This window comes from Roseitalea porphyridii, assembly GCF_004331955.1.
Taxonomy (GTDB): domain Bacteria; phylum Pseudomonadota; class Alphaproteobacteria; order Rhizobiales; family Rhizobiaceae; genus Roseitalea; species Roseitalea porphyridii.
In genome coordinates this window covers 1,211,381-1,236,867 of record NZ_CP036532.1, presented here as the reverse complement: position 1 = coordinate 1,236,867, position 25,487 = coordinate 1,211,381, and the positions used below count along the sequence as shown (strand labels likewise).

General features: G+C 66.5%; 23 protein-coding genes. 6 read left to right on the top strand and 17 right to left on the bottom strand.

Going from position 1 to position 25,487, the window contains the following annotated elements; all coding sequences use genetic code 11:
* Positions 1–17: 17 nt before the first annotated feature.
* From E0E05_RS06010 to E0E05_RS05995, 4 genes are all read left to right on the top strand, one after another.
* Positions 18–1,799 (top strand): FAD-dependent oxidoreductase, encoded by a 1,782-nt coding sequence (locus E0E05_RS06010; protein WP_131615892.1) that lies wholly within the window; start codon positions 18–20, stop codon positions 1,797–1,799.
* A gap of 11 nt (positions 1,800–1,810) precedes the next feature.
* The gene (locus E0E05_RS06005) at positions 1,811–2,692 is read left to right on the top strand and encodes an intradiol ring-cleavage dioxygenase (RefSeq protein WP_131615891.1); all 882 of its coding nucleotides are present in this window, start codon (positions 1,811–1,813) and stop codon (positions 2,690–2,692) included.
* A 137-nt stretch (positions 2,693–2,829) separates the two neighbouring features.
* Positions 2,830–3,867, top strand: coding sequence for a pyridoxal-phosphate dependent enzyme (locus tag E0E05_RS06000; RefSeq protein WP_131615890.1), 1,038 nt, complete (start codon positions 2,830–2,832; stop codon positions 3,865–3,867).
* Positions 3,860–5,026 carry a M24 family metallopeptidase gene (locus E0E05_RS05995; RefSeq protein WP_131615889.1) on the top strand — a complete coding sequence of 389 codons (1,167 nt, stop codon included), beginning with the start codon at positions 3,860–3,862 and terminating at the stop codon, positions 5,024–5,026. The genes E0E05_RS06000 and E0E05_RS05995 overlap by 8 nt, the downstream gene beginning before the upstream one ends.
* Positions 5,027–5,205: 179 nt before the next feature.
* Here E0E05_RS05995 and E0E05_RS05990 read toward each other — a convergent pair whose 3' ends face one another.
* The 15 genes from E0E05_RS05990 to E0E05_RS17890 form a co-directional block, all read right to left on the bottom strand.
* Positions 5,206–6,609 (bottom strand): sulfatase family protein, encoded by a 1,404-nt coding sequence (locus E0E05_RS05990; protein ID WP_131615888.1) that lies wholly within the window; start codon positions 6,607–6,609, stop codon positions 5,206–5,208.
* Entirely contained in the window at positions 6,606–7,559 is a 954-nt protein-coding gene (locus E0E05_RS05985) for a carbohydrate kinase family protein (protein WP_131615887.1), read from the bottom strand. The genes E0E05_RS05990 and E0E05_RS05985 overlap by 4 nt, the downstream gene beginning before the upstream one ends.
* A 2-nt stretch (positions 7,560–7,561) precedes the next feature.
* Positions 7,562–8,581 carry an ABC transporter ATP-binding protein gene (locus E0E05_RS05980; protein WP_131615886.1) on the bottom strand — a complete coding sequence of 340 codons (1,020 nt, stop codon included), beginning with the start codon at positions 8,579–8,581 and terminating at the stop codon, positions 7,562–7,564.
* 6 nt (positions 8,582–8,587) lie between these two features.
* Positions 8,588–9,421: a carbohydrate ABC transporter permease gene (locus E0E05_RS05975; RefSeq protein ID WP_131615885.1), complete on the bottom strand. Its 834-nt coding sequence runs from the start codon at positions 9,419–9,421 to the stop codon at positions 8,588–8,590.
* A complete protein-coding gene (locus E0E05_RS05970; protein ID WP_131615884.1) occupies positions 9,418–10,404 on the bottom strand; it encodes a carbohydrate ABC transporter permease in 987 nt (328 codons plus the stop codon). Before E0E05_RS05970 ends, E0E05_RS05975 begins: the two co-directional genes overlap by 4 nt.
* 61 nt (positions 10,405–10,465) lie before the next feature.
* Positions 10,466–11,731, bottom strand: coding sequence for an ABC transporter substrate-binding protein (locus tag E0E05_RS05965; RefSeq protein WP_131615883.1), 1,266 nt, complete (start codon positions 11,729–11,731; stop codon positions 10,466–10,468).
* A 47-nt stretch (positions 11,732–11,778) separates the two neighbouring features.
* Positions 11,779–13,341: a CehA/McbA family metallohydrolase domain-containing protein gene (locus E0E05_RS05960; protein WP_131615882.1), complete on the bottom strand. Its 1,563-nt coding sequence runs from the start codon at positions 13,339–13,341 to the stop codon at positions 11,779–11,781.
* Positions 13,341–14,615 (bottom strand): Gfo/Idh/MocA family protein, encoded by a 1,275-nt coding sequence (locus tag E0E05_RS05955; protein ID WP_158629286.1) that lies wholly within the window; start codon positions 14,613–14,615, stop codon positions 13,341–13,343. The genes E0E05_RS05960 and E0E05_RS05955 overlap by 1 nt, the downstream gene beginning before the upstream one ends.
* A gap of 73 nt (positions 14,616–14,688) precedes the next feature.
* Entirely contained in the window at positions 14,689–15,780 is a 1,092-nt protein-coding gene (locus tag E0E05_RS05950; RefSeq protein ID WP_131615880.1) for a GntR family transcriptional regulator, read from the bottom strand.
* A gap of 359 nt (positions 15,781–16,139) precedes the next feature.
* A complete protein-coding gene (gene glnT / locus E0E05_RS05945) occupies positions 16,140–17,447 on the bottom strand; it encodes a type III glutamate--ammonia ligase (protein WP_131615879.1) in 1,308 nt (435 codons plus the stop codon).
* A gap of 28 nt (positions 17,448–17,475) precedes the next feature.
* Positions 17,476–18,810, bottom strand: a complete 1,335-nt coding sequence (locus E0E05_RS05940; protein WP_131615878.1) for an FMN-binding glutamate synthase family protein — start codon at positions 18,808–18,810, stop codon at positions 17,476–17,478.
* Positions 18,811–18,822: 12 nt separating this feature from the next.
* The gene (locus E0E05_RS05935) at positions 18,823–19,515 is read right to left on the bottom strand and encodes a GltB/FmdC/FwdC-like GXGXG domain-containing protein (RefSeq protein WP_192900446.1); all 693 of its coding nucleotides are present in this window, start codon (positions 19,513–19,515) and stop codon (positions 18,823–18,825) included.
* Positions 19,516–20,412, bottom strand: a complete 897-nt coding sequence (locus E0E05_RS05930; protein WP_131615877.1) for a class II glutamine amidotransferase — start codon at positions 20,410–20,412, stop codon at positions 19,516–19,518.
* A 100-nt stretch (positions 20,413–20,512) separates the two neighbouring features.
* Positions 20,513–21,142, bottom strand: a complete 630-nt coding sequence (locus E0E05_RS05925; RefSeq protein WP_131615876.1) for a helix-turn-helix domain-containing protein — start codon at positions 21,140–21,142, stop codon at positions 20,513–20,515.
* A 217-nt stretch (positions 21,143–21,359) separates the two neighbouring features.
* Positions 21,360–22,112 carry a DDE-type integrase/transposase/recombinase gene (locus E0E05_RS17890; protein WP_210215766.1) on the bottom strand — a complete coding sequence of 251 codons (753 nt, stop codon included), beginning with the start codon at positions 22,110–22,112 and terminating at the stop codon, positions 21,360–21,362.
* On the opposite strand from E0E05_RS17890, the gene E0E05_RS05915 reads away from it, so the two are divergent.
* Positions 22,063–23,298 (top strand): GNAT family N-acetyltransferase, encoded by a 1,236-nt coding sequence (locus E0E05_RS05915; RefSeq protein ID WP_244598049.1) that lies wholly within the window; start codon positions 22,063–22,065, stop codon positions 23,296–23,298. The two genes, E0E05_RS17890 and E0E05_RS05915, sit on opposite strands and share 50 nt — an antisense overlap.
* A 155-nt stretch (positions 23,299–23,453) precedes the next feature.
* Here E0E05_RS05915 and E0E05_RS05910 read toward each other — a convergent pair whose 3' ends face one another.
* Entirely contained in the window at positions 23,454–24,260 is an 807-nt protein-coding gene (locus tag E0E05_RS05910) for an AraC family transcriptional regulator (RefSeq protein ID WP_131615874.1), read from the bottom strand.
* A 50-nt stretch (positions 24,261–24,310) separates the two neighbouring features.
* On the opposite strand from E0E05_RS05910, the gene E0E05_RS05905 reads away from it, so the two are divergent.
* Positions 24,311–24,931 carry a LysE family translocator gene (locus tag E0E05_RS05905; RefSeq protein WP_244597968.1) on the top strand — a complete coding sequence of 207 codons (621 nt, stop codon included), beginning with the start codon at positions 24,311–24,313 and terminating at the stop codon, positions 24,929–24,931.
* A gap of 41 nt (positions 24,932–24,972) precedes the next feature.
* Here E0E05_RS05905 and E0E05_RS05900 read toward each other — a convergent pair whose 3' ends face one another.
* The gene (locus E0E05_RS05900) at positions 24,973–25,452 is read right to left on the bottom strand and encodes an Lrp/AsnC family transcriptional regulator (RefSeq protein ID WP_131615873.1); all 480 of its coding nucleotides are present in this window, start codon (positions 25,450–25,452) and stop codon (positions 24,973–24,975) included.
* Positions 25,453–25,487: the final 35 nt, after the last annotated feature.

The following is a 25,487-nucleotide window of genomic DNA, read 5'->3' as shown; positions in this document are numbered from 1 at the left end:
AGAGGAGACAAGCGATCATGGCCGACATCACCACCGACGTCCTCATCATCGGAACCGGGCCCGCCGGCAGCGCGACCGCAGCGCTGCTGTCGAGCTACGGGGTCGAGAACATGGTCGTCAACCGCTACCGCTGGCTCGCCAACACGCCGCGAGCCCACATCACCAACCAGCGCACGATGGAAGTGCTGCGCGATCTCGGCCGCGAGGTCGAGGAGGAGGCGTACCTGTTCGCCACCGAGCGTGACCTGATGGGCAACAACGTGTTCTGCGAGAGCCTCGCCGGCGAGGAACTGGGCCGGATGCAGAGCTGGGGCAACGCGCCCGCCTCCAAGGCCGAGCACGAGATCGCCTCGCCGTGCATGATGAATGACCTGCCGCAGACCTTCATGGAGCCGCTGCTGTTCAAGACCGCCTGCTCGCGCGGGACCCAGTCGCGGATGTCGACCGAATATCTGTCGCACGAGGAAGATGCCGACGGCGTGCTGACCACCTGCCGGGACCGGCTGACGGGCCGGGACATCACGATCCGGTCGCGGTTCCTGGTGGGCGCCGACGGCGGCAACTCGCTCGTGGCGGAAAATGCCGGACTTCCCTTCGAGGGGCAGATGGGCGTCGGCGGATCTATGAACATCCTGTTCAAGGCGGACCTTTCAAGGCACGTCGCCCACCGGCCGTCGGTGCTCTACTGGGTCATGCAGCCGGGCGCCAATGTCGGCGGCATCGGCATGGGCCTGGTGCGCATGGTGCGGCCGTGGAACGAGTGGCTGATCGTCTGGGGCTACGACATCAACGAGCCGGCACCGGAAGTCGACGAGGCCTACGCCACCGAGGTGGCCCGCCAGCTCGTCGGCGATCCGGACCTCGAGATCGACCTCATCTCGGCCAACACCTGGACCGTCAACAACATGTACGCCACGCACATGCAGACCGACCGCGTCTTCATCATGGGCGATGCTGCGCACCGGCATCCGCCCTCCAACGGGCTCGGCTCCAACACGTCGATCCAGGACGGCTACAATCTGGCCTGGAAGCTCGCCCACGTGCTCAAGGGCGCGGCCGGCCCCGAACTGCTGAAGAGCTATTCGCAGGAGCGCGCACCGGTCGCCCGGCAGATCGTGACCCGCGCCAACCAGTCGATCGCCGAGTTCGGCCCGATCTTCGAGGCGCTCGGCATGACCGGCACCGTCGATCCGGTGAAGATGCAGCAGAACATGGACAAGCGCTGCAATTCGGACGCCGATGCCGAAGCGCAGCGGGAGGCGCTGCGCAAGGCGATCGAGTTCAAGAAGTACGAGTTCGATTGCCACGGCGTGGAGATGAACCATCGCTATGACAGCGGCGCGGTGGTCAAGGACGATCACCCCGATCCGGGCTTCGCGGTCGATCCCGAGCTCCACTACCAGCCGACCACGTGGCCCGGGGCGCGCATTCCCCATTGCTGGCTGTTCGGCGAGGACGGATCGAAACTGTCGACGCTGGATCTGTGCGGCAAGGGCCGCTGGACGATCTTCACCGGGATCGGCGGCGAGGCATGGGCGACGGCCGCCGCGACGGTCGCCCGCGAGGCCGGCGTCGAGATCGTCGTGCACGTGATCGGGCCAAGGATGGCCGTGCAGGACCATCTGGGCGACTGGGCACGCATCCGCGAGACCGGCGACGCCGGCGCCGTGATGACCCGGCCCGACCAGCACGTCTGCTACCGCATCGCCGGCATGGCGGCCGACCCCGAAGCGGAACTGCGCCGCGTCTTCGAGACCATCCTGCAGCCGGACCGGCGCGCCGCCGCGGCCGCCGAATGAAAGGACACGACATGAACGCCCACAACGAGAGCGGCTTCTTCACCGAGGAGAATTCGGCCGAGGTTGTCATCGCGCGGAACGCAGGCGCCGAGGATGCGCGGCTGCGTCAGGTCATGGACGTGCTGATCCGTCACCTGCACGAAGCGGTCAAGGAGATCGAACCGACCCAGGAGGAATGGTTCAAGGCGATCATGTTCCTCACCGACACCGGCCACATGTGCAACGAATGGCGGCAGGAGTTCATCCTGCTGTCGGATGTTCTGGGCGTGTCGATGCTGGTCGACGCCATCAACAACCGCAAGCCGTCCGGCGCATCGGAATCGACGGTGCTGGGGCCGTTCCACGTGGAGGGCGCGCCCGAACTGCCGCTCGGGTCGAACATCTGCCTCGACCAGAAGGGCGAGCCGATGCTGGTGCGTGGCCGCATCCTCGACACAGACGGCAAGCCCATCGCCGGCGCGAAGATCGACGTCTGGCAGGCGAACGACGAGGGCTTCTACGACGTCCAGCAGAAGGGCATCCAGCCGGACTTCAACCTGCGCGGCGTGTTCCGCTCGAACGAGGAGGGCGAATACTGGTTCCGGGGCGTCAAGCCGAAGTTCTATCCGATCCCCGACGACGGGCCGGTCGGCAAGCTCCTGGCATCGCTCGGCCGCCATCCCTACCGGCCGGCGCATCTGCACTACATCATCGCGGCCGACGGCTACGAGACGCTGACCACCCACATCTTCGATCCGGACGACCCCTACATCGCCTCCGATGCCGTCTTCGGCGTCAAGCAGAGCCTGATGGCGGAGTTCAAGCCGGTCGACGACCCCGCCAGGATCGACAAGGCCGGATTCGACGGCCCGTTCCTCGAGGTCGAGCACGATTTCGTCCTGGCGCGATCGTAGCCCTCCGGCGCGGGAGCAACGGTCCTTTATCAGAAGCGCCAATCGGGGCCGTGCAGGCTTGCAATTGCGGCGCCACACGTGATCGATGTGAAGGGATGCTCTGATCGCCATGCGGCAAGGGAGGCAATGTGCCGACGGTGCAACGAAATCCGTGGCGCGGGCGCGGCATCGATCTTGATTGTCCGCTGCCCCTGCCCGATGCGGGAGGCGTTGGCCGGCTTCTGGCGCTTTGCCCGGCTCACCAGCCGACGCCCCTGCTTGCCGCACCTGAACTGGCGGCGCGCGCAGGTGTCGGCGAAATCTGGCTCAAGGACGAGCGCAGGCGCATGGGCCTTGGCAGCTTCAAGGCGCTCGGCGCGGCGCACGCCGTCGCGCGCGATGCCGCTGCGGCGGTACGGGAGGACACCTGGTCCGAAGCTCTGACGGGTCGCACCTACGTCGCCGCAAGCGCGGGCAATCACGGCCTTTCGGTGGCCGCCGGCGCCCGCCTTTTTGGCGCAGTCGCCGTCATCTACCTGGCCGAAACGGTGCCGTCCGCCTTTGCCGCGCGGCTTGAGGCGAAGGGCGCGCGGGTCGTGCGCTCGGGCGCGGACTACGAGGCGAGCATGGCGGCGGCCGCCGACGCCGCCAAGGCCAATGGCTGGACCCTCCTGTCGGACAGTTCCTGGCCGGGCTATTTCGAGTTGCCGCGCCGGGTGATGGAGGGGTATCTGCAGATGGCGGCCGAGGCCGTCGAGCAGATGCCGCAGCCGCCGACCCACATCGTGCTGCAGGCCGGCGTCGGCGGGTTGGCGGGCGCGGTTGCAGCCCATACACGCCTGGTCTGGGGCGATGATCCGCAGATCGTCATCGTCGAACCGGACGCTGCGCCTGCCCTGTTTGCGAGCATTGCCGCCGGCGCTCCGGTGATCACCGAAGGCGCCGTGTCGAACATGGGGCGGCTCGACTGCAAGGAGCCATCGCTGATCGCCCTTGCCGGCCTGTCGCGGGATGCCGACCTGTTCGTGACGATCAGCGACGCCGAAGCGGACGCGGCGGTCGCTGTCCTCGAAGAGCTCGATCTCGCCTCCACGCCATCGGGTGGAGCCGGGATCGCGGCGCTGCTTGCGGGCCTCGACCCCGGGGCCGATGCCCGGGTGCTCGCGATCCTCAGCGAAGGCGCCGAGGATGGCTGAACGATCGCTGATCTTCGGCGCGGACGAGTATCGGGGCCGGATCAGGCGCCTGCAGACGGAGATGGCGGAAACAGGGTTGGCCGCGCTGCTGCTCACGACGCCGGCGGACGTGTTCTACGCGACGGGCTTTCTGACCCGTTTCTGGGAAAGCCCCACCCGACCCTGGTTCGTCGTCGTACCGGAGGCGGGCGAGCCCGTGGCCGTGATCCCGGCGATCGGGGCCGAACTGATGGCGCGCACATGGATCGGCGACATTCGCACCTGGAACGCGCCCGACCCGGCCGATGACGGTGTGACGCTGCTGGTCGACGTGATCTGCAGCCTGTCGCGATCGCAGGCGAGGATCGGCGTGCCGATGGGATCCGAGACCCATCTGCGCATGCCGATGGCCGATTTCGCGCGTGTGGCCGAGCGCATCGTGCCGCGCAGCTTCGTCGATGCGACGGCGGAGGTCAGGCGCGTGCGCGAGATCAAGTCCGAGGCGGAAATCGACAAGCTCCGGACCGTCTGCGAGATCGCGGATCGGGCGTTCGCGCGGGTCCCGGAGTTCGCGCAGGCCGGACGTGCACTTGAGAGCGTGTTCCGCGACTTCCAGATCGCGCTGCTCGAGGAGGGCGCGGACTGGGTCGGCTATCTCGCCGGCGGCGCCGGCCGGCAGGGCTACGCCGATGTGATCTCGCCGGCATCGCCCGAGCCGCTGACGACGGACGACGTGCTGATGCTGGATACCGGTGCCGTGCGCGATGGCTATTTCTGCGACTTCGACCGGAACTTCGCGATCGGACCGGTGACGGACGCGATCCGCAAGACCCAGGACGCGCTCTGGCTGACCACCGAGGCGGCGCTCGAAACGCTGCGCCCGGGCATGCGCGCGAGCGATGTGCACGCGTTCATGACCGCCGACCTGCTCCGGCGGGGCGTGCAACCGGCACGCGGCCGTCTTGGCCACGGGCTTGGCATCAGCCTCACCGAATGGCCCTCGTTCTCACCCCTCGACGATACCGTGTTGCGACAGAACATGGTGCTGACGCTCGAGCCGTCGGCCGAGGTCGTGCCCGGACGCTTCCTCGTTCACGAGGAAGATATCGTGCTGCGTGCGAACGGGCCCGAGCTGTTGTCGGCGCGCGCGCCGCAGATCCTTCCGCGGATCGGCGGATAAGGAACGCTGGCGCCGGCGCCCATGAACGCGCCGGCCGGGACGTCGTGGCGATCGCAAGGGCCGTGAGCCCCTGCCCGACGAACGGTCCTTTCGATCCGGTGCCATTCGCTCGTCCGAGGGGGCGAGCATTGCGGTCGCGCGCTTCGCTCTGCCCTGGTGGTCGCGCGCTTCGTCCTGCCCTAGCGGTTGCCCGGCGCGTCCGGGTCGAAATCGAACCGGTCGGGCAGCTTCAATCCGGCCTCCAGATGATGGGCGATGGCGCGCACCGACATGCCATCCCGATAGAGCCAGGGGTCGTCCGTCTCCCTCTGCCAAGCTTCGGTGCGGGCGCGCAACTCGTGCAGCGTGCGCTGGTGTTCGGGGACATCGGCCAGATTGTTCACCTCGAACGGATCGTCGACGAGATCGTACAATTCCTCGGGCGGACGGCGGACATAGGCCTTCAGCGGGCGGCGGCCGATCGTGGACGGGTTGGCGTTGCGCATCCCCTCCCAGGAGAGCGAGCCGTAAAGGTCGCCGGAGAACGGGAAGTCGAGCTGCCAGGCAACGTTGCGGTGGTACTTGTAGCGCGGCGTGCGGGCGAACCGCGTCGGCCAGTAGTTGGTGATCTCGTGGAAGGTGTGCGAGCCGAAGACGAGCCGCCAGTCGTCTTCCAGCGTTTCGTGCTCCATGATCGGCAGCAGCGAACGACCCCGCCGGGCGCTTTCGGCCGCCGGCGCGCCGGCCCAGTCGAGCATGGTCGGAAGGATGTCGATGAACGAGACGAGGTTGGGGTTGGCCACGCCGGCCCTCGCCCCTGGCACGCGCATCAGAAGCGGCAGGTGAACGCCGGCGTCGTAGAGCGTGGTCTTCGAGTTGAGAAACGGCGCCCCGTTGTCGCTGACGAAGACGACCAGCGTCTCGTCGGCCTTCCCGGACGCTTCGAGCGCGGCGAGCACCCGCCCCACGCCCCGGTCGAGACGATGCACGGAGCGGTAGTACTCGGCCAGTTCCAGCCGCACTTCCGGCAGGTCGCTCAGGAAGGGCGGCACCGAGACGTCTTCGGGCCGGAACGCGCGTTCTTCGTCGTCGTCGTCGAAATCGTCGTTGCCAAATCCGGACCGCGTCGCGTCCCGATGCGGGTCGATAAAGCCGACCGTCAAAAAGAAGGGCTTGTCCGCGTGGCGCGCGGTCTCAAGGAAGGCTCCTGCCTGCTCGGCGACCCAGCCGATGTCACGCGTGCCGCTCTCCGCCCGCACGGTCCAGGGATAGACCGATGGCGGGCCGACATGGACCTTGCCGATGATGCCGGTAAGGTAGCCCAGAGCGTTGAAGAGCGCCGGCGCCGTCTCGACGTGATGGAAGGTCATGAAGTGGTGATGGTCGTGGTGGAGGCCGTACTGGCCGTTCTCGTGCGTGTGCAGGCCGGTGAAGATCACCGAACGGCTCGCCGAGCACGATGCGGTCGAGGCGAAAGCCATGTCGAAACGCGTACCCTGCCCGGCCAGCGCGTCGATGTTCGGCGTGCTGATCGCCGGTTCGCCATAGCAGCCGGTCATGCGGCCCAGATCGTCGGCGATCATCAGCAGAATGTTGCGTTTCATGCGGGCTCCGATTGCCGTGCGGGGTCGATGGGCGATGCGGCGCGCGGAAACTCGGACACGATGTGCCCGGCAACAGTGACCGCCCGCTCCAGACAGGGGCGCAGCGACATGCCCTTTGCGAGCGCATCGAGATAGCCGGCGTTGAAGGCGTCGCCGGCGCCGACCGTGTCGACCGGATCGAGCGCTTCCGCCGTCACCTCGATGGTCCGGCCGGCCCGGTGCGCGATCGCGCCCTTGGGGCCGCGCTTGATGATGAGCGTGGCGCCGTAAGGCAATGCGTCAGCCAGAGCGCCGATCATCGCCTCCAGGTCCACGGTGCCGGCGATCGCGGCCGCCTCCTTGTCGTTGAGCAGCGCATGGTCGCTGGCAGCGAGCCAGGCGCGCGCCTGGCGCAGTTCGGTGTCGGTCCAGTTGCCGTTCGGCCAGCCCGGATCGATCGCCAGTTCCGCGCCGCGATCGCGCAGGAAATCCTGCAGGGCGCGATGGCCTTCGATCAGGGCTGGCATGGCAAACCCGCCGCTGAGAAGGACCAGCGCGCCCTCCAGCGCTACTCCGTCGAGCGCCCTGCGAAAGAAGGCGGCATCGAGCCGGTCAAGATGGCCGACCGATGACAGGAAGGTTCGTTCGCTCGGCCGGTGGAGCAGGCCGACCGTGAACCCGGTCGGCCCGTCCAGGGAAGCCACGCGGTCGCGCACGCCCGCAAAGGCCTGGCCGATCGCCGCGCCTGCGAAGTCGCCGCCGTGCGCCGACACGAGGCCCGACCGGGCGCCGAGTCGCTGCAGCACGCGCGCCGTGTTCGCCGCCGAACCGCCAATGCGCAGATCGCCGTGCGGGAAGAAGGATTCCGTTCCCCGTTCGGGCCAGTTGTCGACATGGCCGACGATGACGTCGAGATTGGCATTCCCCAGAACAAGGATCGCACGGGGGCTTTCGGTGGCGGGCGCCATCATCGTCAGGCCGCCCGGGCGACCCGGATCGGCTTGCCGCCGGCGTCGAAGAGGTGCGCTGCCTCGGTCTGCGGCGTCAGGAACACGGGCTCGCCCTCGCGCACCCGGCGCGAACCGCGCAGGCGGACATTGACCATCCCGGCCTCCTCGGTCTGCACGTGCGCGAACGTGTCCGAACCGAGCGCCTCGGTCAGCATGACACGGCCGCCCCAGTCGCCGCCGTCGGTGGAGAGATCGACGTGTTCGGGCCTGATGCCGTAGACGGCCGCGCCATGCCTGTCGGCGACCGCACCGGTGATGAAGTTCATGCGCGGCGAGCCGATGAAACCGGCCACGAACTGCGAGGCGGGGTTGTGGTAAAGGTCCATCGGCGTGCCGACCTGTTCGACATTGCCGGCATTGAGCACGACGATGCGGTCGGCGAGCGTCATCGCCTCGACCTGGTCATGCGTGACATAGATCATGGTCGTATCGGACAACCGCTTGTGAAGCGCGGCGATCTCCAGCCGCGTGTCGACGCGCAGGGCCGCATCGAGGTTCGACAGCGGCTCGTCGAACAGGAACACGCGCGGCTGTCGCGTGATCGCGCGGCCGATGGCGACACGCTGGCGCTGGCCGCCAGACAATTGCCGCGGCTTGCGGTCCATGTAGTCGCTGATCTGCAGCATCTCGGCAGCCTGGGCGATGCGGCTCCTGATCTCGTCGGGCGAAAGCTTTGCCTGTTCGAGGCCGAAGGCCATGTTCTCGAACACCGTCATATGCGGGTAGAGCGCGTAGGACTGGAACACCATCGAGATGCCGCGCTTGGCCGGAAGCACATCGTTCATGCGCTCGCCGCTGATCAGAAGATCGCCGGAGGTGATGTCCTCGAGCCCGGCAATCAGCCGCAGGAGCGTCGACTTCCCGCAGCCGGACGGCCCGACGAAGACGATGAACTCACCCTTCTCCAGCGCCAGATTGACATCGTGCAGCACCTTCACGGCGCCGAACGCCTTGCTGACATTGTGAAGTTCGACGGAAGCCATGACGGATCACCCCTTGACGGCGCCGGCGGTCAGTCCGGAGACGATGCGGCGTTGGAAGATGAGGACCAGCGCGACCAGCGGCAGCGTGACGATGACCGAGGCGGCCATGATGTTGCCCCAGGGCACCTCGAACTCACTGCGCCCCGAAATGAGCGCGATGGCGACGGGCACGGTGCGCTGGCTATCGGTGGACAGGAAGGTCAGCGCGAAAAGGAACTCGTTCCACGCCTGGATAAAGGCAAGAAGCCCGGTGGTCACCATCGCCGGCCACAGCAGCGGCAGGAACACGCGCCGGATGATCGTGAACGAGGAGGCGCCGTCCATGATCGCCGCCTCCTCGATCTCGACCGGCAGCGCCCGCATGAAGGTGGTCAGCACCCAGACCGTGAACGGCAGGGTGAAGATCATGTAGGAGAAGACGAGAGACCAAAGCGAGTTGAACAGGCCGAAGGCGCGGACCAGCTCGAACAGGCCCGACAGGACCGCGATCTGCGGGAACATCGACACCGACAGGATCGTCAGCAGCAGCAGACCCCTGCCCCTGAAGCGGATGCGGGCGAGCGCGAAGGAGGCGGTTATCGCCAGGAACAGCGAGATCGCCACGGTGACGGTCGCCACGAACACCGAATTGAGGATCTGCTTGCCGAACACGCCGTCGGCCAGCATGGACCGGTAGTTGGACAGATCGAAAACGGCCGGCAGGTAGTTGACGTCAAACAGGGCCTGCCCGTCCTCCAGCGAGGTCAGGATCGCGTAGTAGAACGGGAACACCGCCTGCAGGAAGATGATCGCCACGAGCACGTAGAAGCCCGCGGTCTTCAGCCAGCGGGGGGCGGTCATCGCTCGTCCCCCTCAAGGTTCATGCGCGTGAGATAGATGAAGCTGATGGTCATCAGCGCGATGATGAAGAACAGCAGCGTGGATGCGGCCGAGCCGTAGGCGAACTGGTCGAAATCGAACAGGTTCTCGCGGGCGAACACGCTCATCGAGCGGGTCGAATCGGTGTTCGGCGTCATCACGTAGATAATGTCGAAGACGCGCAGCGCGTCGAGCGCGCGGAAGACGACGGCGACCAGCACCGCCGGCATGATCAGCGGCAGCGTCACCTTGCGGAACAGGCGGAACGGCGGCACGCCGTCGAGTTTGGCGGCCTCGTAGATGTCCTGCGGCACCATCTGGAGCCCGGCCAGGATCAAGAGCGCCATGAAGGGCGTGGTCTTCCACACATCGACGATGATCACCGCGATCATCGCGGTCTCGGGAGAAGCGGTCCATGCGATCGGCGTGTCGATCAGGCCGACACGCTCGAGCATGTCGTTGAGGATGCCGAACTGGTCATGCATCATCCACGCCCACATCCGCGCCGACACGATGGTCGGGATCGCCCAGGGGATCAGCACGGCCGCCTGCACCCAGACGCGGCCGGGAAACTTCCTGAACAGCACCAGCGCGATGATCAGCCCGAATACGGTTTCGAGGGCGACCGAGACGACGGCGAACCAGACCGTGTTCCAGACCGAACGCCACCAGCGCGCGTCGACCAGAAGGCCGAAATACTCGCCCTGGCCGTTGCCGTAGTCGAGATATTCCAGATAGTTGCGAAAGCCGACCCAGCGCGCCTCGCCGAGCAGATCGAGCGAGGCATCGGTGAAGCTGAAATAGATGGTCCGGTAGAGCGGATAGAGCGCCACCGCGGCCAGCACGATGAGCATCGGGGCCAGGAACAGCCATGCCGAGCGGATGCGTTCGCGCGAAAGGCGTGAGGCCTTGGGCTTGGTTGGCGTCAGCGCGCCGGTCGCGGCCGCATCCGATGTCAGGCTCATGGCTCGGTCCCCGGTTCGGTTTGCGCGCGGGCCCGTGGGCCCACGCGCGGGGAGTGTCGGCTTACCAGTTGGCGCCCTTCAGGCGCTGCAGGCGTGCCTCGAGCCGGGCGAGGTTCTCCTCGGCCGTGCCCTTGCCGCTCATCGTGTCATGAACGGCGGTCCAGAACTCGGAGGAAACCTCGTTGTACTGGCGCTTGGTCGCGGCCGAGGGCCTTGGAAGCGCCCCATCGACGACCGGCTTCCACAGCGGGATGAACTCCTGCTCGGCGGCGACTTCGGGATCTTCGTACACCGCCGTCAGGGTCGGCGGGCGCGAGGTGACGATGGCGCGTTCCTTCTGGTTCTCGTAATTGTTCAGGAACCGCACCAGCTCGATCGCCTCTTCCTGGTTCTCCGAATACTTCGAAACGCCCAGGTGCCAGCCGCCCAGCGTGTGCGCCGGTTCCATGCCCTCGCCGCCCGTCGGCAGCGTGGAGACGCCGAACTTGCCCTTGATCGGGCTGTCGTCGCCATTGCCAAGCGCATAGGCGTAGTTCCAGTTGCGCATGAACACCGAGTTGCCGGACTGGAAGACGCCGCGGGCATCTTCTTCCTTGTAGTTGAGGACGCCATCGGGAGCGATGTCGCCGACCCAGGATGCGGCGAGGTTGATCGCCTCGGCAGCCTTGGGGTTGTTGATGGCGATCGTGCCATCGTTCTCGACGATGCGCCCCCCGCCGAAGCTGGCGATCCATTCCTGCGCGTTGCAGGTCAGGCCCTCATACGCCGCGCCCTGGAAGACGAAGCCCCACATGTCCTCATTGCCCTCGGCACGCTCGGCTTCCATGATCGCCTTGGCGGTCTCGGTCATCTCCTGCCAGGTCGCCGGCACGTCCTTACCGTGCTTTTCGAGCAGGTCCGAACGGTAGTAGAGCGCCGGCGCACCCAGGAACATGGGCAGTGCGACGAGCTTGTCGCCGACCATCTGGCTTTCAATGGCGCCCTGGACGTAGTCGTCGATGATGTCCTCGACATGCGGCTTGAGATCGATGAAGTGGGTCTCGATCTGCGGCGCCCAGATCACGTCGAGCCGGTAGACGTCGATGTCGGACGACTGGGCGGCCAGCCACAGCTTGTACTGGGCGAACTGGTCGGTGGTCGATTCGGGCATCGACACGATCGTCACGGTATGCCCTGTCTCCGCCTCGAACTTGTCGAGCTGGCTGCGCAGGATCTCCTGGTCTCGACCGACCGAGCCGTGCACGATGTTCAACTCGGCGGCGATCGCCGTACCGGCAAGCACCGTGGCGCCGGCCAGCGCGGTGAGAAATGCAAGGTGTCGTTTCATCTGGAATCCTCCCTTTTGGTGAAACGTGGGCAGTTGAAGGAGACGCGTCAGTTCATTGCGTCTCCAAAGAAGATCGGTGACGTCCAGGCCATCTGGCCGTCGCGTTGGGTCAGGCGCGCATAGACGCTTTCGCCCGCCCCGGTCTCGCCCAGATCGATGGTTCCGGCCCACTGCCACTGATGCGCCTGCGGCAGCATGTGAAAGCGAAAGGCGGGCGTGTCGATCGGGCCAAGATTTCCGCTGAGCGCGCCTTCGACGAGCCGGGTCACCGGCACGTCGATCCGCATGCCGCTCAGCTCGGCCCGGATCATGGCATCGGGGCTCGCCTTGATGCGCAGTGCGAAGCCTTGCGTGGCGGACGTGACGTTGTTGGGGTTGGCGTCGGCAGTGACCGCGAAGCCGACCGCGTCCTCGTCACGCCAGAGCTGCGGCAGCGGATGGGCGTTGTCGCCGCCTTCGAGCGGAGAGACCACCTCCGGCCCGCGAAAGCGTGGCGTCGCCTGCTCGATCGACCCGTTCTCGATGGCGATCCGCCCGGTCCAGTGATGGGCCGTCCGCCGCGCGCCCCAGCCCAGTTCGAGATAGAGAACCGTCTCGACCGTGTCGGGAGTGCCCGGATCGACCGGCGCGGGCGCCAGATCGGGCGATATGCGATCGAAAAGGCGACCATTGCGGATAATGTCGATCGTATCGATGAACCCGCCGGCGACCGCCTCCACAGCCAGCACCGTGTTCTTCGATGGTGCGGCGACATCGCCCTGGATCGCATCGCCGGTCGTAATCAGAAGGTGGGTGTTGTCGCCGGTCAGGGCGTTGGTATGGCGGTGCTTCAATCCGGCCCAGATGGCGTCCCGACCGCCGGGTTGGCCATAAACGGCCATCCGGCCGTGACCGTAGGAGCCGGGAAAGCCGCTGTGATGGTCGGTGTTTCCGACGACGCCGAACCGCATGCCGCGTCGAAGCCCTTCGGCCATGGTCGAGCGCCCGTCGACCGGCCCCATCGAGTGCAGATAGCCGCGCGGCGTTTCGGAGGCTTCGGCGCAGCCGTGCATCGAGAACATCTCGACGAACGGCGACAGGTCCGGATCGAACGTGTCCCAATTGATGCCGCGGGCGCCCCGGCGGTAGCCGATATGGTGGGGGAAGGTCAGCGCGCGCCCGTTCTTGGCCTCGCCGAGCCGCGCCTTCAGTTCGGCCGGCGTGTCGGCCAGCACGATCGGATCCGGATCGAGGTCGGCGTAGACGATCGTGTAGTCGCCATCGGCGCACGAATGGATCTCGTATCCCGGAAACACCCAGAACCCGTCCTCGTCGTCATGGGCGGCGAGCGTGCCGAAATGGTCGTGCCAGCCGGCGCGCAGCTTGGCGAAGCCCTTTTCGTGAAAGTCGACGATGTGGGCGACCGACGGCTCGTCGACGGGCATGTCCGGCCAATGCGCGTGGCCGGTGATCGAGACGAAGTCGAGCTGCAGCGCGGCGCGCCTGAGCGCCCCATCAAGGCTTCCATGGCCGTAGGAGAGCGCGCAGTGATTGTGGATGTCGCCGTAATAGGCGCGCACACCGCGCTCGGCGGCCATCGGTGTCAGGCGCTCTGGCAGGCTGGCTGGCATCAGGCGGCCTCCACCATGTCCATGGCCAGCGCCGGATTGATCGGCTGTCCGTTGTTGCGCAGCGACCAAAGGGCGGCATGCACCATGCGCAGCGACATCAGCCCGTCTTTCGGCCCGACCGGCGGAGCGTCGCCATCCATGAAGCCGCGCATTGTGCGAACCAGTTCGAGGTCGGCACCGAAATGGGTCGACCCGCGATCGGGATCGGCGAAACGGATCGTCTCGTTCCTGTGACCGTGCGCGGAGACGAGGTCAATCTCGCCGGAATGGCGCTCCATGCGGAGCCGGCCGGACGAGCCGACGATCTCCAGCGTTTCCTGATCGGGCGCCCAGGGACCGAAGATGGTGAAAAACAGGCACGCCGTCATGCCGTTCTCGTAGGTTACCGAAACGATGGCGTGATCGTCGATGTCGGCGCCGGGCAGATAGACGCAATTGTCGTTGCGGTCCTCGATGCGGTCGGCATGGGTCCAGCTGTCGTTTGCGACCCGGCCGACGCCCTCGAACTTGTCGACCAGCGTGTGATGGCGGCGATAGGGGCACTGGCGCGCGCATTCGCTGCAGCGCTGCGGGGCGCCCGGATCGGGCTTGAAGATGCCGCTGCGCCCGCCGATGGCCGAGACCGAGACCGCAGGGCTGCCGGCGATCCAGTTGAGCACGTCGAAATGGTGCGAGCACTTGTCGTTGATGGCACCGCCCGACTTGGCCTGGTTGCGATGCCACAGCTGCAGGTAGCGCGTGTAGGGAATGACCGACCTCAACAGGATCATCTGCGGATCGCCGATACGGCCTTTCCGGGCGATGTCGACGGCCTCGATCCACGGGCGTTCGTAGCGGCGGGTGAAACCCATCATCACCGGCTCGCCCGACAGCGCCTCCGCCTCCAGGATCGCGCTCGCGTCCTCGAGCGTGACCGCGATCGGTTTGTCGAGATAGACGCGCTTGCCCGCCCGCGCGGCGATCTCGACGGGCGTGCGGTGCGCGTCGGTATGGGTCGTCACCACGACCAGATCGACGGCCGGATCGCAGATGGCCGCCTGAAGATCGGCGACCGGCGAAACCGTGTGGGAAAACCCGCCGGCGGCGTAGACGCCGTTCAGATGCTCGGCGGCATAGCGCGCCCGATCCGCCAGTGTGTCGTGGACGTTGACGATCCGGAAGCCGGTATCGGCGGCGATCTCGGCCATCCGCGTGCCGATATAGTAGATGCCGCGTTCACCCGCTCCGATGATCGAGACCCCGATTGTGGCCTGGGTGGGAGATTTCTGTAGCACTTTGTCCGCCGAACACCGAAACCGATGCGGGCACGCTAATTGAGTACGGATTTGGCTACAATCTTGGTTATACTCAATCCGGGTCGAGCCGCACGATACTGCCATGCACGACATGGCTGATCGGCAGATAATGGACGCGCGACGCGTCGCCGCGGTCGTCGATCCGATCGATGATGACGCGCTCGAACGTGTCGAGTTTCTCGCGCTGGGAGTTGCCGATGACGTCGAAGCGGCGCACGTGCTCGGACGGAAAATCGGTGCTTCCCAGAAGCAGGACGCTGAGTTCCTCACCGATGCTCTGGCCGAGATCGGTGAGCGCGCGCTCGAGCACGAAGCCCTCGACGATGCCCCACGCGATCAGCGCGGTGAAGGGCAGCCGGCCGTTATCGTCGCGCAGCGGGCCGAGCGCCGCGGTGATGTCGGCGATCTGCGTCGCGCCGGGCAGCGTGTCCAGTTCGATCAGCCAGTTCGCGTCGGCCTCGGGCAGCCAGCCCGACAGCATCTGGAACTCGCGCCGCGCCATGGCGATCTGGCGCGCCTCGTGTCCGGAGGTGAGGAAGCCGATTCGCGTATGGCCATGGGCCTGCAGCGTACGGAACGCGATCGACAGCGCCTCGCGCCAGTTCGTGCCGATGGCATCGGCATTGATGCCGACGGCCGAAACGCCGTCGACGATGATCGCTCGGGCGTGTCTCTGCAGGGCGGCAAGAAAGTCGATCGAGACGATCTCGAAATGGATCTGGATCAGGCACGCCTTGAACCGACCCATCCGGGCGAGCAGGTCGAGCGCCTGGGCTTCACTCGAATAGCCGATCTGCAGGACGGTGCGGCCGCGCAGCTTCAGACGCTGCTCCATCTCCAACAGGACCGACCGGGCAAGCCGGCTCTCGGAGATCCGGTAGAGGACCAGAAGATCGCCCTCCCAGGCGTCTTCCTCCATGGCGGCCTCCGCGCCCGGCACGACGAGGCCGACACCGGGCCTGGCCTGCAGGCGACCGGCTTCCAGCAGCGGCCGCAATGCCGCTTCGACCGTGCGTTGCGCCGTCCGGTGCTGACGCATCAGCGCCTTGACCGTCGGCAGCCGGTCCCCCGGACTGGCCTCGGCGATCTGCTCTTCCAGCCGGGCGCGGATCCTGTCGATCTTGTCGAGCGTGTTCTGCCGCATCACCGCGCCCTACCCAGACGTGCCATGCATGACCGGCCCACCGGCCGCGCTTTGTTCGTCGGAATGGCCCCGCCACGCCTCGCTACCGATCCCGTTGACCCTTTGCGGAACATCGGACGCTCTCCGAAATGGAACCATCGCGGTTTTCGCCGGGGAACCGGCAACCGCACCCCAGCGCGACAGGCCGCGGCCCTCACGGGCGATTATGGCGATCGGGGGCCAGGGAGCAAGACGGCGCGACGGTGACGGCGCCACAGCCGCACTTGGGAGGTGATCGGAGCGAATTTCACGGCTTCCCGCGGCAATGGCAATCCAGCAGCGGCACGGGCCGGTCTGCCGCACCGTGCGATCGGGGACCTTCAGGCGTCGAGATACGTCTCGCGCTCCCAGTCGGTCAGCTTGGACAGATAGGTCTGCCATTCCTGCGTCTTCAGCTTGACGAACGCATCGACGAACTCCGCCCCCAGCGACGCGCGCAGGGCCTTGTTCCCGTCCAGAAGGCGCAGCGCGTCGTGCAGGTTGACCGGCAGCTTGGCGACATCCTTGGCCTTGTGCGGCTCGGCATACATGTTGAAGTCGAGCCGCTCGCCCGGGTCGGCCTTGGCGTCGATACCCTCGATGCCAGCGGCGATGATGGCGGCCTGCAACAGATAGGGGTTGGCCGCGCCATCGGCGAGGCGCAGTTCGAAGCGTCCACCCTCCGGCACGCGCACCATGTGGGTGCGGTTGTTGCCCGACCAGCTGATCGCGTTGGGCGCCCAGGTCGCCCCCGATGCGGTGCCCGCCGCGGCGATCCGCTTGAACGAATTGACGGTGGGATTGGAGATCGCGGTCAGTGCGGCGGCGTGCGCGATGATGCCGCCCAGAAAGTGCCGGCCCAGATCGGACAGGCCTGTCTCGCCGGCTTCGTCCGCGAACAGGTTCGTCTCACCGGCGGCATCCCATACCGAGATATGGGCGTGACAGCCGTTCCCGGTCAGGTTCTGGAACGGTTTGGGCATGAAGGTCGCGCGGAACCCGTGTTTCTCGGCCACCGACTTGACCATGAACTTGAAGAAGGAATGCCGGTCGGCCGTGGTGAGCGCGTCGTCGAACCGCCAGTTCATCTCGAACTGGCCGTTCGCATCCTCATGGTCGTTCTGATAGGGCTGCCAGCCCAGATCCAGCATATAGTCGCAGATCTCGGCGACGACCTCGTAGCGGCGCATCAGCGCCTGCTGGTCGTAGCAAGGCTTGACGGCGGTGTCGGCCGGATCGGAAAGGTCCGAGCCATCCGCGCCGAGCAGGAAGAACTCCGCTTCGACGCCCGATTTCACGCGCAGGCCCCGATCGGTGGCCCGCGCGATCTGGGCGCGCAGCACGTTGCGCGGCGCATGGGCGACGATCTCGCCCTCCATCGTGCAGTTCGCCGCGACCCATGCAACGTCCGGCTTCCAGGGCAAAGCCACCGCCGAAGCGGGATCGGGCACGGCGAGAACGTCCGGGTCGGCCGGTGTCATGTCCAGCCAGGCGGCAAAGCCGGCAAAGCCCGCGCCGTCCGCTTCCATCGCGCCGATCGCGGCCGCCGGAACCAGTTTGGCCCGCTGCGCGCCGAAAAGGTCGGTGAACGAGACCAGGAAGTATTTCACCCCATGCTCCTTGGCGAAGTCCGTCAGGCTCTGGGTCATGGGGTGCTCTCCTTGTGCTAGCGCGCTCTCAAATCGGCGTCTGTCCCGGAATCCAGTCGGTGCCGGCGAGCGGCACCCGGGCCATGGCGGCCGCCTCTATGGTCAGCGCGCACAGATCCTCCGGTTCGAGATTGTGGACATGGCTCTTGCCGCAGGCGCGCGCGATGGTCTGTGCCTCGAGCGTCATGACCCCCAGATAGTTGGCCAGCCGCCGGCCGCCCAGCACCGGATCGAGCCGTGCGGCAAGCTCTGCATCCTGCGTCGATATGCCAGCGGGATCCTGTCCCTCGTGCCAGTCGTCATAGGCGCCGGCGGTCGTGCCGAGCGCGCGGTACTCGTCCTCGTATCTGGGATCGTTGTCGCCAAGCGCGACCATCGCGGCGGTGCCGATCGAGACCGCGTCGGCCCCCAGCGCCAGCGCCTTGGCCACATCGGCGCCGGTGCGGATGCCGCCGGAGACGACAAGCTGGACCTTGCGGTGCATCCCCAGTTCCTGCAGCGCCCGGACCGCGGGCCTGATGCAGGCCAGCGTCGGCTGGCCGACATGCTCGATGAAGACATCCTGCGTCGCCGCCGTGCCGCCCTGCATTCCGTCCAGCACGACGACGTCCGCCCCCGCCTTGACCGCAAGCGCGGTGTCGAAATAGGGGCGCGCGCCGCCGACCTTGATGTAGATCGGCTTCTCCCAGCCCGTGATCTCGCGCAGTTCGAGGATCTTGATCTCCAGATCGTCCGGCCCGGTCCAGTCCGGATGCCGGCAGGCCGAGCGCTGGTCGATCCCCTTGGGCAGGTCGCGCATCTCGGCGACCCGGTCGGTGATCTTCTGGCCGAGCAGCATGCCCCCGCCGCCCGGCTTTGCGCCCTGGCCGACGACCACCTCGATCGCATCGGCGCGGCGCAGGTCGTCCGGGTTCATGCCATAGCGGGACGGCAGATACTGGTAGACCAGCGTCTTCGAATGGCCGCGCTCCTCCTCGGTCATGCCGCCATCGCCGGTCGTCGTCGACGTTCCCGCGATCGTCGCGCCGCGTCCCAGCGCCTCCTTGGCCTGGGCCGAAAGGGCGCCGAAGCTCATGCCCGCGATGGTGATCGGGATCGCCAGTTCGATCGGCGTCTTGGCGAAGCGCGTACCGAGCGTCACGTTCGTTGCGCACTTTTCGCGATACCCTTCCAGGGGATAGCGGGAGATCGATGCGCCGAGGAACAGCAGGTCGTCGAAATGCGGCACGCGCCGCTTCGATCCGCCGCCGCGAATGTCATAAATGCCTGTTTCGGCCGCGCGGCGGATCTCCGCGTTCACCGCCTTGGAGAATGTCGCCGACTGGACGGGCTCGGTGCGGACTTTGGGACGGGCCTGGCTCATTGGGTCTCGATCTCAATAGGCCGACGCGTTGTCTATGTTGAAATTGTAGAGCGTGCGCGCCGAACCGTAGCGGCGGAACTGATCGGGCCGGGCATCATCCATGCCGGCGTCCTTGAGGAGCCGATCCAGAAGCGCCAGATGTTCGGGGCGCATTTCCTTTTCGGTGCAGTCGGCGCCGAGGCTGCTGACGGTGCCGCGCACGAACAGCCGTGCCTCGTAGATGGAATCGCCCAGTCCCTCGCCCGCGTCGCCGAGCACGACCAGATTGCCCTTCTGCGCCATGAACGCGGAACTGTGCCCGATATTGCCACGCACCACGATGTCGATGCCCTTCATCGAGATACCGCAGCGCGACGCTGCATTGCCGTTGACGACCAGAAGGCCACCGCGCCCGGTGGCGCCGGCATACTGGCTGGCATCGCCGTCGACGATCACTCTTCCCGACATCATGTTCTCGGCCACGCCCGGCCCAGCCGAACCGGCGATGCGCACGGTCGCCTGCTTGTTCATGCCGCCACAATAATAACCGGTCGACCCCCTGATCGTGACCTCGATCGGCGCGTCAAGCCCGACGGCCAGCGCATGAGAGCCGCGGGGATTGGCGATCTCCCATCGGGTCCGGTTTCCGCCGCGCGCCTGCGCCTGCAGGGCGGCGTTGATGTCGCGCAGCGGCGTTTGCGCAAGATCGAGCAGCTCGGCGGTCACCTAGTGCCTCCAGAAGTAGACCGTGGCGGGCTCGGGTTCCCACACCCGCGCGCCCTCGATGCCAGGCAGGTCGACCAGCGCCCGGTACTCCGAACCGAAAGCGACAAACCTGTCTGTCTCCGCCATCACGGCTGGCTTGCAGGCGATCGGGTCGCGCAACACGCCGAACCCGTCGCGCGTGCCGACGACGAACGTGAAGAAACCGTCGAGGTCGCGCAGCGCACATTCGAGCGCCTGGCCGAGATCGGCGCCGTCGTTCATCCGGTCGGTCAGATAGGCCGCGGCGACCTCGCTGTCGTTCTCGGTCTCGAACGTCAGACCCTTGCGGGCCAGGTCGCGGCGAATGTTGTTGTGGTTGGACAGCGAACCATTGTGCACCAGGCACTCATCGGCGCCGGTCGAGAACGGATGCGCCCCATGCGTCGTCACCGCGGATTCGGTGGCCATGCGGGTATGTCCGATGCCATGGGTCCCGGTCATGCCGGGCACGTCGAAAGCCTCGACCACCCGGGCCGGCAGACCGACTTCCTTGTAGATCTCGATCGCGCCGCCGGTGCTCATCACGCGCCACTCCGCAAACCGGTCGATCAGTATGCGGCGTGCCGCATTCACCGCCCCGGCGCCAAGCTCGAGCACGGCGTGCGTGCCGCGCCGCGTGGCCGCGATCGTTTCGCCGGTGGCATGGCGCAAAGCCGCCACCAGCGCGTCGAGATCGGCATCGGGGTCGCCGTTCTGAAGGGTGATCTTCGCGCGGCCATCATGGCCGTGGCCATAGACGGCAACACCGGCGCTGTCGGGACCACGGTCGCTCATGGTGATCAACATGTCCGAGAGAAGCGCGCCGAGCTGGGGCTCGAGGCGCTTGTCCTTGGCAAAAAGGCCCACGATCCCGCACATCGCCCTCCTCCGTCTACAAATGACGGCAGGCTATCAAGCAAAACCCGGGCATGCAACTGTCAGGAAACAAATATTCCTGTCATTTGCTATTCGAGAGCGATCAGTCGTCGATCGGATAGGCGATGATCGACAGGAAACGCGCCGGAAGGCGGACATAATTGTGCGGTCCGTGCGGCGCGTCGGCCTCGAACAGAAGCGTGTCGCCCGGCTTCATCCGGACCGATTGCTTGTCGTGCCGGTAATCGAGTTCGCCCTCGATCATGTAGAGCAGTTCGATGCCATCGTGCTGAAAGCTCGGAAAGGTGTCGCTCTGGTCGGTCAGCGTGATCAGGTAGGGCTCGACGATCACCCCGCTCGCATGGGACGTGATGTGGCCGAGCAGCTTGTACTGGTGGCCCGCGCGCGTTGCCGGCCGCTCCACTTCGACGGCGCTCCCCGCCGGCGTGTGCGCGAATTCGCGCCTCTGCTCGAAGCCGCGAAAGAACGCTGTCAGCGGCACGCGCAACGCTTTCGACAGGCTCTGGAGCGTCGTCAGGGACGGCGAGGTCGAGCCCGACTCGATCTTCGACAACATGCCGATCGAAAGGCCTGTCAGTCTGGACAGTTCGGCGACCGTCAGCTTCTGCTGGGTCCGGAACTTCCGCACGGCGCGGCCGATCGCCACCTCGAGGGGCTGCGCCGAGGGCGCGCGCGTCTTGTGCGGGTCCTGCGTCAGTCGGGCTTTGGTCATGTCACGCTCTCCACCGCGTGGTTTCGGCGTTCGATACCGTGCGCGTCGCACGGATTGGCATACACCCGCCAGAGGGCGTCCCGGCATGCGCTGCCGTTGAATGCCTGTCCCATAGCGCATCCCTTCGTTCGGGAGAAAAGGCCGCACGATCAGAAGGCATCGAACGGCGCAAGCATGACACCCGCACCGACATTGCGCGACGGCTTGTGCGCGACATTCACAGGTGTATGGAGCAAGCGCCTCGCTCGGGCTGCAGAGGCAAGGAGATCGCCGCGAGAGGCGTCGGGAACCGAAGCGCAGATCGAAGCCCTGCTGGCACGAATCGTCGACGTTGGAAGCGATGCGGACCCGGGCGCGTACGAGAAGCCGACCGCAAAGCCGGGGCGCCAGAAGCTGGTGCCACAGGAAGAGGCGAGAAAGATCCCGAAAGACGCGGCACATTCGAGGCGTAGCTCAACCCGCGTTCAACTTCCTGGAAAACCCTGGAAGGGGCCAGCATGTGGACGAACCCGAACACCAGAACCAGCACACAGTTCAGGTATTTGGAGGGGATTTCCGTGGGGAGATGGGAGGTGGCGGTGCTGTCAGACAAACGCGAACCGGTCTGCGAATGGAGGTATCTGCTCGGGCCGCAAGTCGCTATTTCGCCACTCGTTGAAACACTGGTTCGGTTTTCCTTGACGTAGTGTCGCGAGTAGAACTCGCGCCCAAGGTTGAAGCGATTATGGACCGAGCCGTGAACGGCGGCGAATTTCTGAAGACTTCGCATTTGCCGGAACCGGAGCATCGCACGCTCCCGTCTTCGCAATGGCAGGTGGCTGTTCTCGGCACGGTTGTTGATCCAGCGGCCAGACGTCTCGTGGCTGCCGGCGTCGACACCCAGTTCGCGCAACGCAGCGCCATAGGAATTGAGCTTGTCGGTGACGACCGCCTCGGGCTGCCCATGGCGTTTGAGCAGTTTTCGCAGCAATTTCGCTACGCGGATCGTCGGTTCAGTGCCGCTTTGCGATCACGCGTCTTCATCCCCGCGCGTGCGGGGAACGGCGCCTCCGGGCGCGGTCGATGTTGGCCGCCAGACGGTTCATCCCCGCGCGTGCGGGGAACGGCCAAGCGGCCGCGGTCCATGGTGCGCGGGAAATGCTGACGAGCTTGGACGGGTCGAGGAGCTGTGGCGCGCTCTGCATCGCCATCATCGGTCGATCAACCCAGACCTTGGCCCCTTCGTATCCGATGACCTGTCATGGGAGCAGAGGCGAAAAGCCTACGATCGCGCGATCGCTACAGGCGGACGTGTCCTCGTCGCCGAGCGTGGCGGCGAGGTGCTCGGTTACGTCGCGATGCGGCCCCGGCGCATGGCTTGGCCAGCGACGTTCGACGCCGAAGCACAGTGGGTCGACATCCTCACATTGGTCGTTCGCGCGGACATGCGCAAGGCAGGTCTGTGCAACCGGTTGATGGCCGCAGTCGACGACTTCTCGTCGGAAATCGGGGTGAACGCGCAGCATGTCGGACACGTTGCGGGCGACGATCGGGCTGCCGTCTTCTATGCCTGCCACGGGTTCCAGCCCGCCTGGATGACGCTGCTTCGCCTTGGCGCCCCCATACCATCCCTGGTTGGCGCCGACGTGCCCATCGAAACGGCGGATCCAGTTGAAGTGCTAGGCGTGCGCGAGCTGTGGTTACCGGTACATCGACACCATCAGGTCGTCAGCCCCGAGCTCGGCCCCTTTGTCGACGACGATACTTCATGGGGTGTATTCCTGCCGATTTTCGAGGCTGCCGCACGCAGGGGGCTGCTGCTACGTGCAGGGCCGGCAGCCGCACCACTCGGCATTGCGGTGTTGGACATTGCTGTGGGGCGGGACGACTTCGCTGACACTTGGCCCACCGGGAACGCGGTCGCGGAGATCGATGTCATGGCCGTGCGCGCAGACGCGCGTGGCCGCGGTATCGGCAAGGCGCTTCTGGCGGCGGCGGGACGGCTTCTGGAAGCACGCGGCGTCAGCGATTGCTGCGTTGGGGCGATTGCCGGAAACGCAGGGGCCATTCGCCTTTTTTCCAGTGCCGGCTTCCGCCCGGCCTGGGCCGAGATGGTGAGGTGGACGCCCGGTTCCAGACTCAAGTCAAGCGGGATGCCGCAAGCGAGAACCTGGTAATTCCGATGCGCGGAATCGGACCCCTGTTCGGCTTATGATGTCGTGCGCAATTTCCGCGGGCATGACCGGCGCTCCGGAGCCCACTGGCGTTGCGATAGCAATTGCCCATGCTACGCGGGATCTGCCGCAGCGAAGCGGCTCGGTTCCAAGCGAATTCAACGTCTCTCGTGGAGCGCCCGCCAGCGCCCCGGCGTCATGCCGAAGGCCCGCAGGAAGTGCCGCGTCATGTGGCTCTGGTCGCTGAACCCGGCGGCGAGCGCCGCATCGGCCAGGCTTTCGCCCGCAAGGATCCAGCTTTTGGCCACATCGAGCCGCCGCATCAGGCCGTAACGCATCGGGCTGACGCCGTAGCACCGGCGGAACTGCCGCGCGATCGCAAAGCGGCTGAGACCGTATGTGGCCTCAAGTTCCGACATCGAGACGGCGGAGCCGGGCGTTTCGTCGAGCTCGGCCTTGATGCGCCGCAGCGTCTCCTCGGCGATGGGCGCCCGGCGCCGCGGCCGGCCGGCGAGGCGCTCCAGAGCGTCGGTGAGATCGGCGAGCGCGCTGACGAGGGCAATGTCCGATGGCGCATCGTCCCGCGTTTCGATCAGGGCGCCGATCGCCTCGATCAGCCCGGCATCGGCCAGGACGGGGCAGGCGACGAAAGGCAGCGGGCCCAGCCCGTTGGCCTCCGCGACAAGCCGGGGCGCGATGTGGATCGCGCGATAGCCATAGCCGTCGTCCGTGCCGGGCCGCCCGTCATGCCGCTCGTCGGGATGGAGGATGAAGGCCTGGCCGGCCAAAGCGTGGCGCTCCTCGCCCCGGTAGCGGAAGCGTTGCACGCCATGCGCCGTCGTCCCGATGACATAGCTGTCATGGCGATGCGGTCTGTAGCCGGTTCTCAGGCCCGCCGTCTCGACGATCTCCAGCCCGGCCGCGATGGGGCGGGAGCGGATCAGGCCGGCGCCGGGGCGGGTCATGGCGCACAATCGTTCAAGACAGGGGGAAGCGCGGCGGCGATCATGGCCCGATGATGGAGGATCTGCCGCATCTTGCAAACGCGCTCGGCCTGCTCTGGCTCGCCGCTTTCCCGCTGATGGGAAGCCCGGGCCCGGCGACACTCAGCCTTGCCGGGATCGGCACGGCTTTCGGCTTCCGGCCGGGCCTGCCCTATCTCGCCGGCATCGTCGCCGGCACGACCGGCGTGCTCCTGATGATCGCGACCGGTGTCACCGCGCTGATCCTGGCGCGGCCGGAGCTTGTGATGGTCCTGACCGGGATCGCGGCGGCCTATATCGTCTATCTCGCCTGGAAGATCGCGACGGCCCCGGTCGGAAAGATGGCCCTCGATGGCGCCACGGCGCCCGCCTTCGTGCCGGGCTTTCTGCTGGCGATCGCCAATCCGAAGGCCTTTGCCGCCATCGGCGCGGTCTATGCCAGCCAGACCCTGGTTCCGGGCCATCTCGGCGCGGATACGGGCGTCAAGCTCGCCGCGCTCGTCCTTGTCATCGTCATCGTGAACACCGCCTGGCTCGCCTTCGGCGCGGGCTTTTCGCGTCTCCTGCGCCATCCGAGAATCGGCCGCGCGGCCAATATCGCGTTCGCGCTGATGCTGCTGGCTTCGGTCGGGCTGGCGCTGGTCGCCGCATGAGAATGTCCACCCAACGAACCGCCGAGCCTCTCGCCTGGCCGTCATCGGGTCGACGCGCCCGGCAAAGGCGGAAGGCGGCGCTTCACCGGCGAGGACTGGATGACCGAGGTGTTGGTCATCGCGTGGGGAATGATCCGGTCGATGATCCGCTCCATCTCGGCGACGGAGGCCAGATGCGCGCGGGCGAGGAAGCAGTCCTCGCCCGTCACCCGGTCGCACTCGGTGATTTCCGCGATGCTCCGGATGATCTCGACGACCTTTTCCAGCTGACCCGGAACGGGGCGGATGCGCAGCCAGACCGAGACCGGCAGGCCGATGGCCTCCGGCGCGATCTCGGCCGTATAGCCGCCGATCACGCCGGCTTCCTCGAGGCGACGGACGCGCTCGGCGACGCTCGGCGCGGACAGCCCCACAGCGCGCGCCAGTTCGGCGGTGGTCGTGCGGGCGTTTTCGACAAGCAGGGTCAGGATCTTCCGGTCAGCCGCGTCGAGTGCGCCGTTTTGGTATCCAAGGCGTTTCATGGGGTTGGCCTTCGATTGCTGCGATCAAGGCCCAG

Bases quoted from the DNA above. Each gene is read 5' to 3' on its own strand.
- E0E05_RS06010 (WP_131615892.1), top strand. From the start codon at position 18: ATGGCCGACATCACCACCGACGTCCTCATCATCGGAACCGGGCCCGCC.
- E0E05_RS06005 (WP_131615891.1), top strand. From the start codon at position 1,811: ATGAACGCCCACAACGAGAGCGGCTTCTTCACCGAGGAGAATTCGGCC.
- E0E05_RS05995 (WP_131615889.1), top strand. From the start codon at position 3,860: ATGGCTGAACGATCGCTGATCTTCGGCGCGGACGAGTATCGGGGCCGG.
- E0E05_RS05990 (WP_131615888.1), bottom strand. From the start codon at position 6,609: ATGAAACGCAACATTCTGCTGATGATCGCCGACGATCTGGGCCGCATG.
- E0E05_RS05985 (WP_131615887.1), bottom strand. From the start codon at position 7,559: ATGATGGCGCCCGCCACCGAAAGCCCCCGTGCGATCCTTGTTCTGGGG.
- E0E05_RS05980 (WP_131615886.1), bottom strand. From the start codon at position 8,581: ATGGCTTCCGTCGAACTTCACAATGTCAGCAAGGCGTTCGGCGCCGTG.
- E0E05_RS05975 (WP_131615885.1), bottom strand. From the start codon at position 9,421: ATGACCGCCCCCCGCTGGCTGAAGACCGCGGGCTTCTACGTGCTCGTG.
- E0E05_RS05970 (WP_131615884.1), bottom strand. From the start codon at position 10,404: ATGAGCCTGACATCGGATGCGGCCGCGACCGGCGCGCTGACGCCAACC.
- E0E05_RS05965 (WP_131615883.1), bottom strand. From the start codon at position 11,731: ATGAAACGACACCTTGCATTTCTCACCGCGCTGGCCGGCGCCACGGTG.
- E0E05_RS05960 (WP_131615882.1), bottom strand. From the start codon at position 13,341: ATGCCAGCCAGCCTGCCAGAGCGCCTGACACCGATGGCCGCCGAGCGC.
- E0E05_RS05950 (WP_131615880.1), bottom strand. From the start codon at position 15,780: ATGCGGCAGAACACGCTCGACAAGATCGACAGGATCCGCGCCCGGCTG.
- glnT (WP_131615879.1), bottom strand. From the start codon at position 17,447: ATGACCCAGAGCCTGACGGACTTCGCCAAGGAGCATGGGGTGAAATAC.
- E0E05_RS05940 (WP_131615878.1), bottom strand. From the start codon at position 18,810: ATGAGCCAGGCCCGTCCCAAAGTCCGCACCGAGCCCGTCCAGTCGGCG.
- E0E05_RS05930 (WP_131615877.1), bottom strand. From the start codon at position 20,412: ATGTGCGGGATCGTGGGCCTTTTTGCCAAGGACAAGCGCCTCGAGCCC.
- E0E05_RS05925 (WP_131615876.1), bottom strand. From the start codon at position 21,142: ATGACCAAAGCCCGACTGACGCAGGACCCGCACAAGACGCGCGCGCCC.
- E0E05_RS05910 (WP_131615874.1), bottom strand. From the start codon at position 24,260: ATGACCCGCCCCGGCGCCGGCCTGATCCGCTCCCGCCCCATCGCGGCC.
- E0E05_RS05905 (WP_244597968.1), top strand. From the start codon at position 24,311: ATGATGGAGGATCTGCCGCATCTTGCAAACGCGCTCGGCCTGCTCTGG.
- E0E05_RS05900 (WP_131615873.1), bottom strand. From the start codon at position 25,452: ATGAAACGCCTTGGATACCAAAACGGCGCACTCGACGCGGCTGACCGG.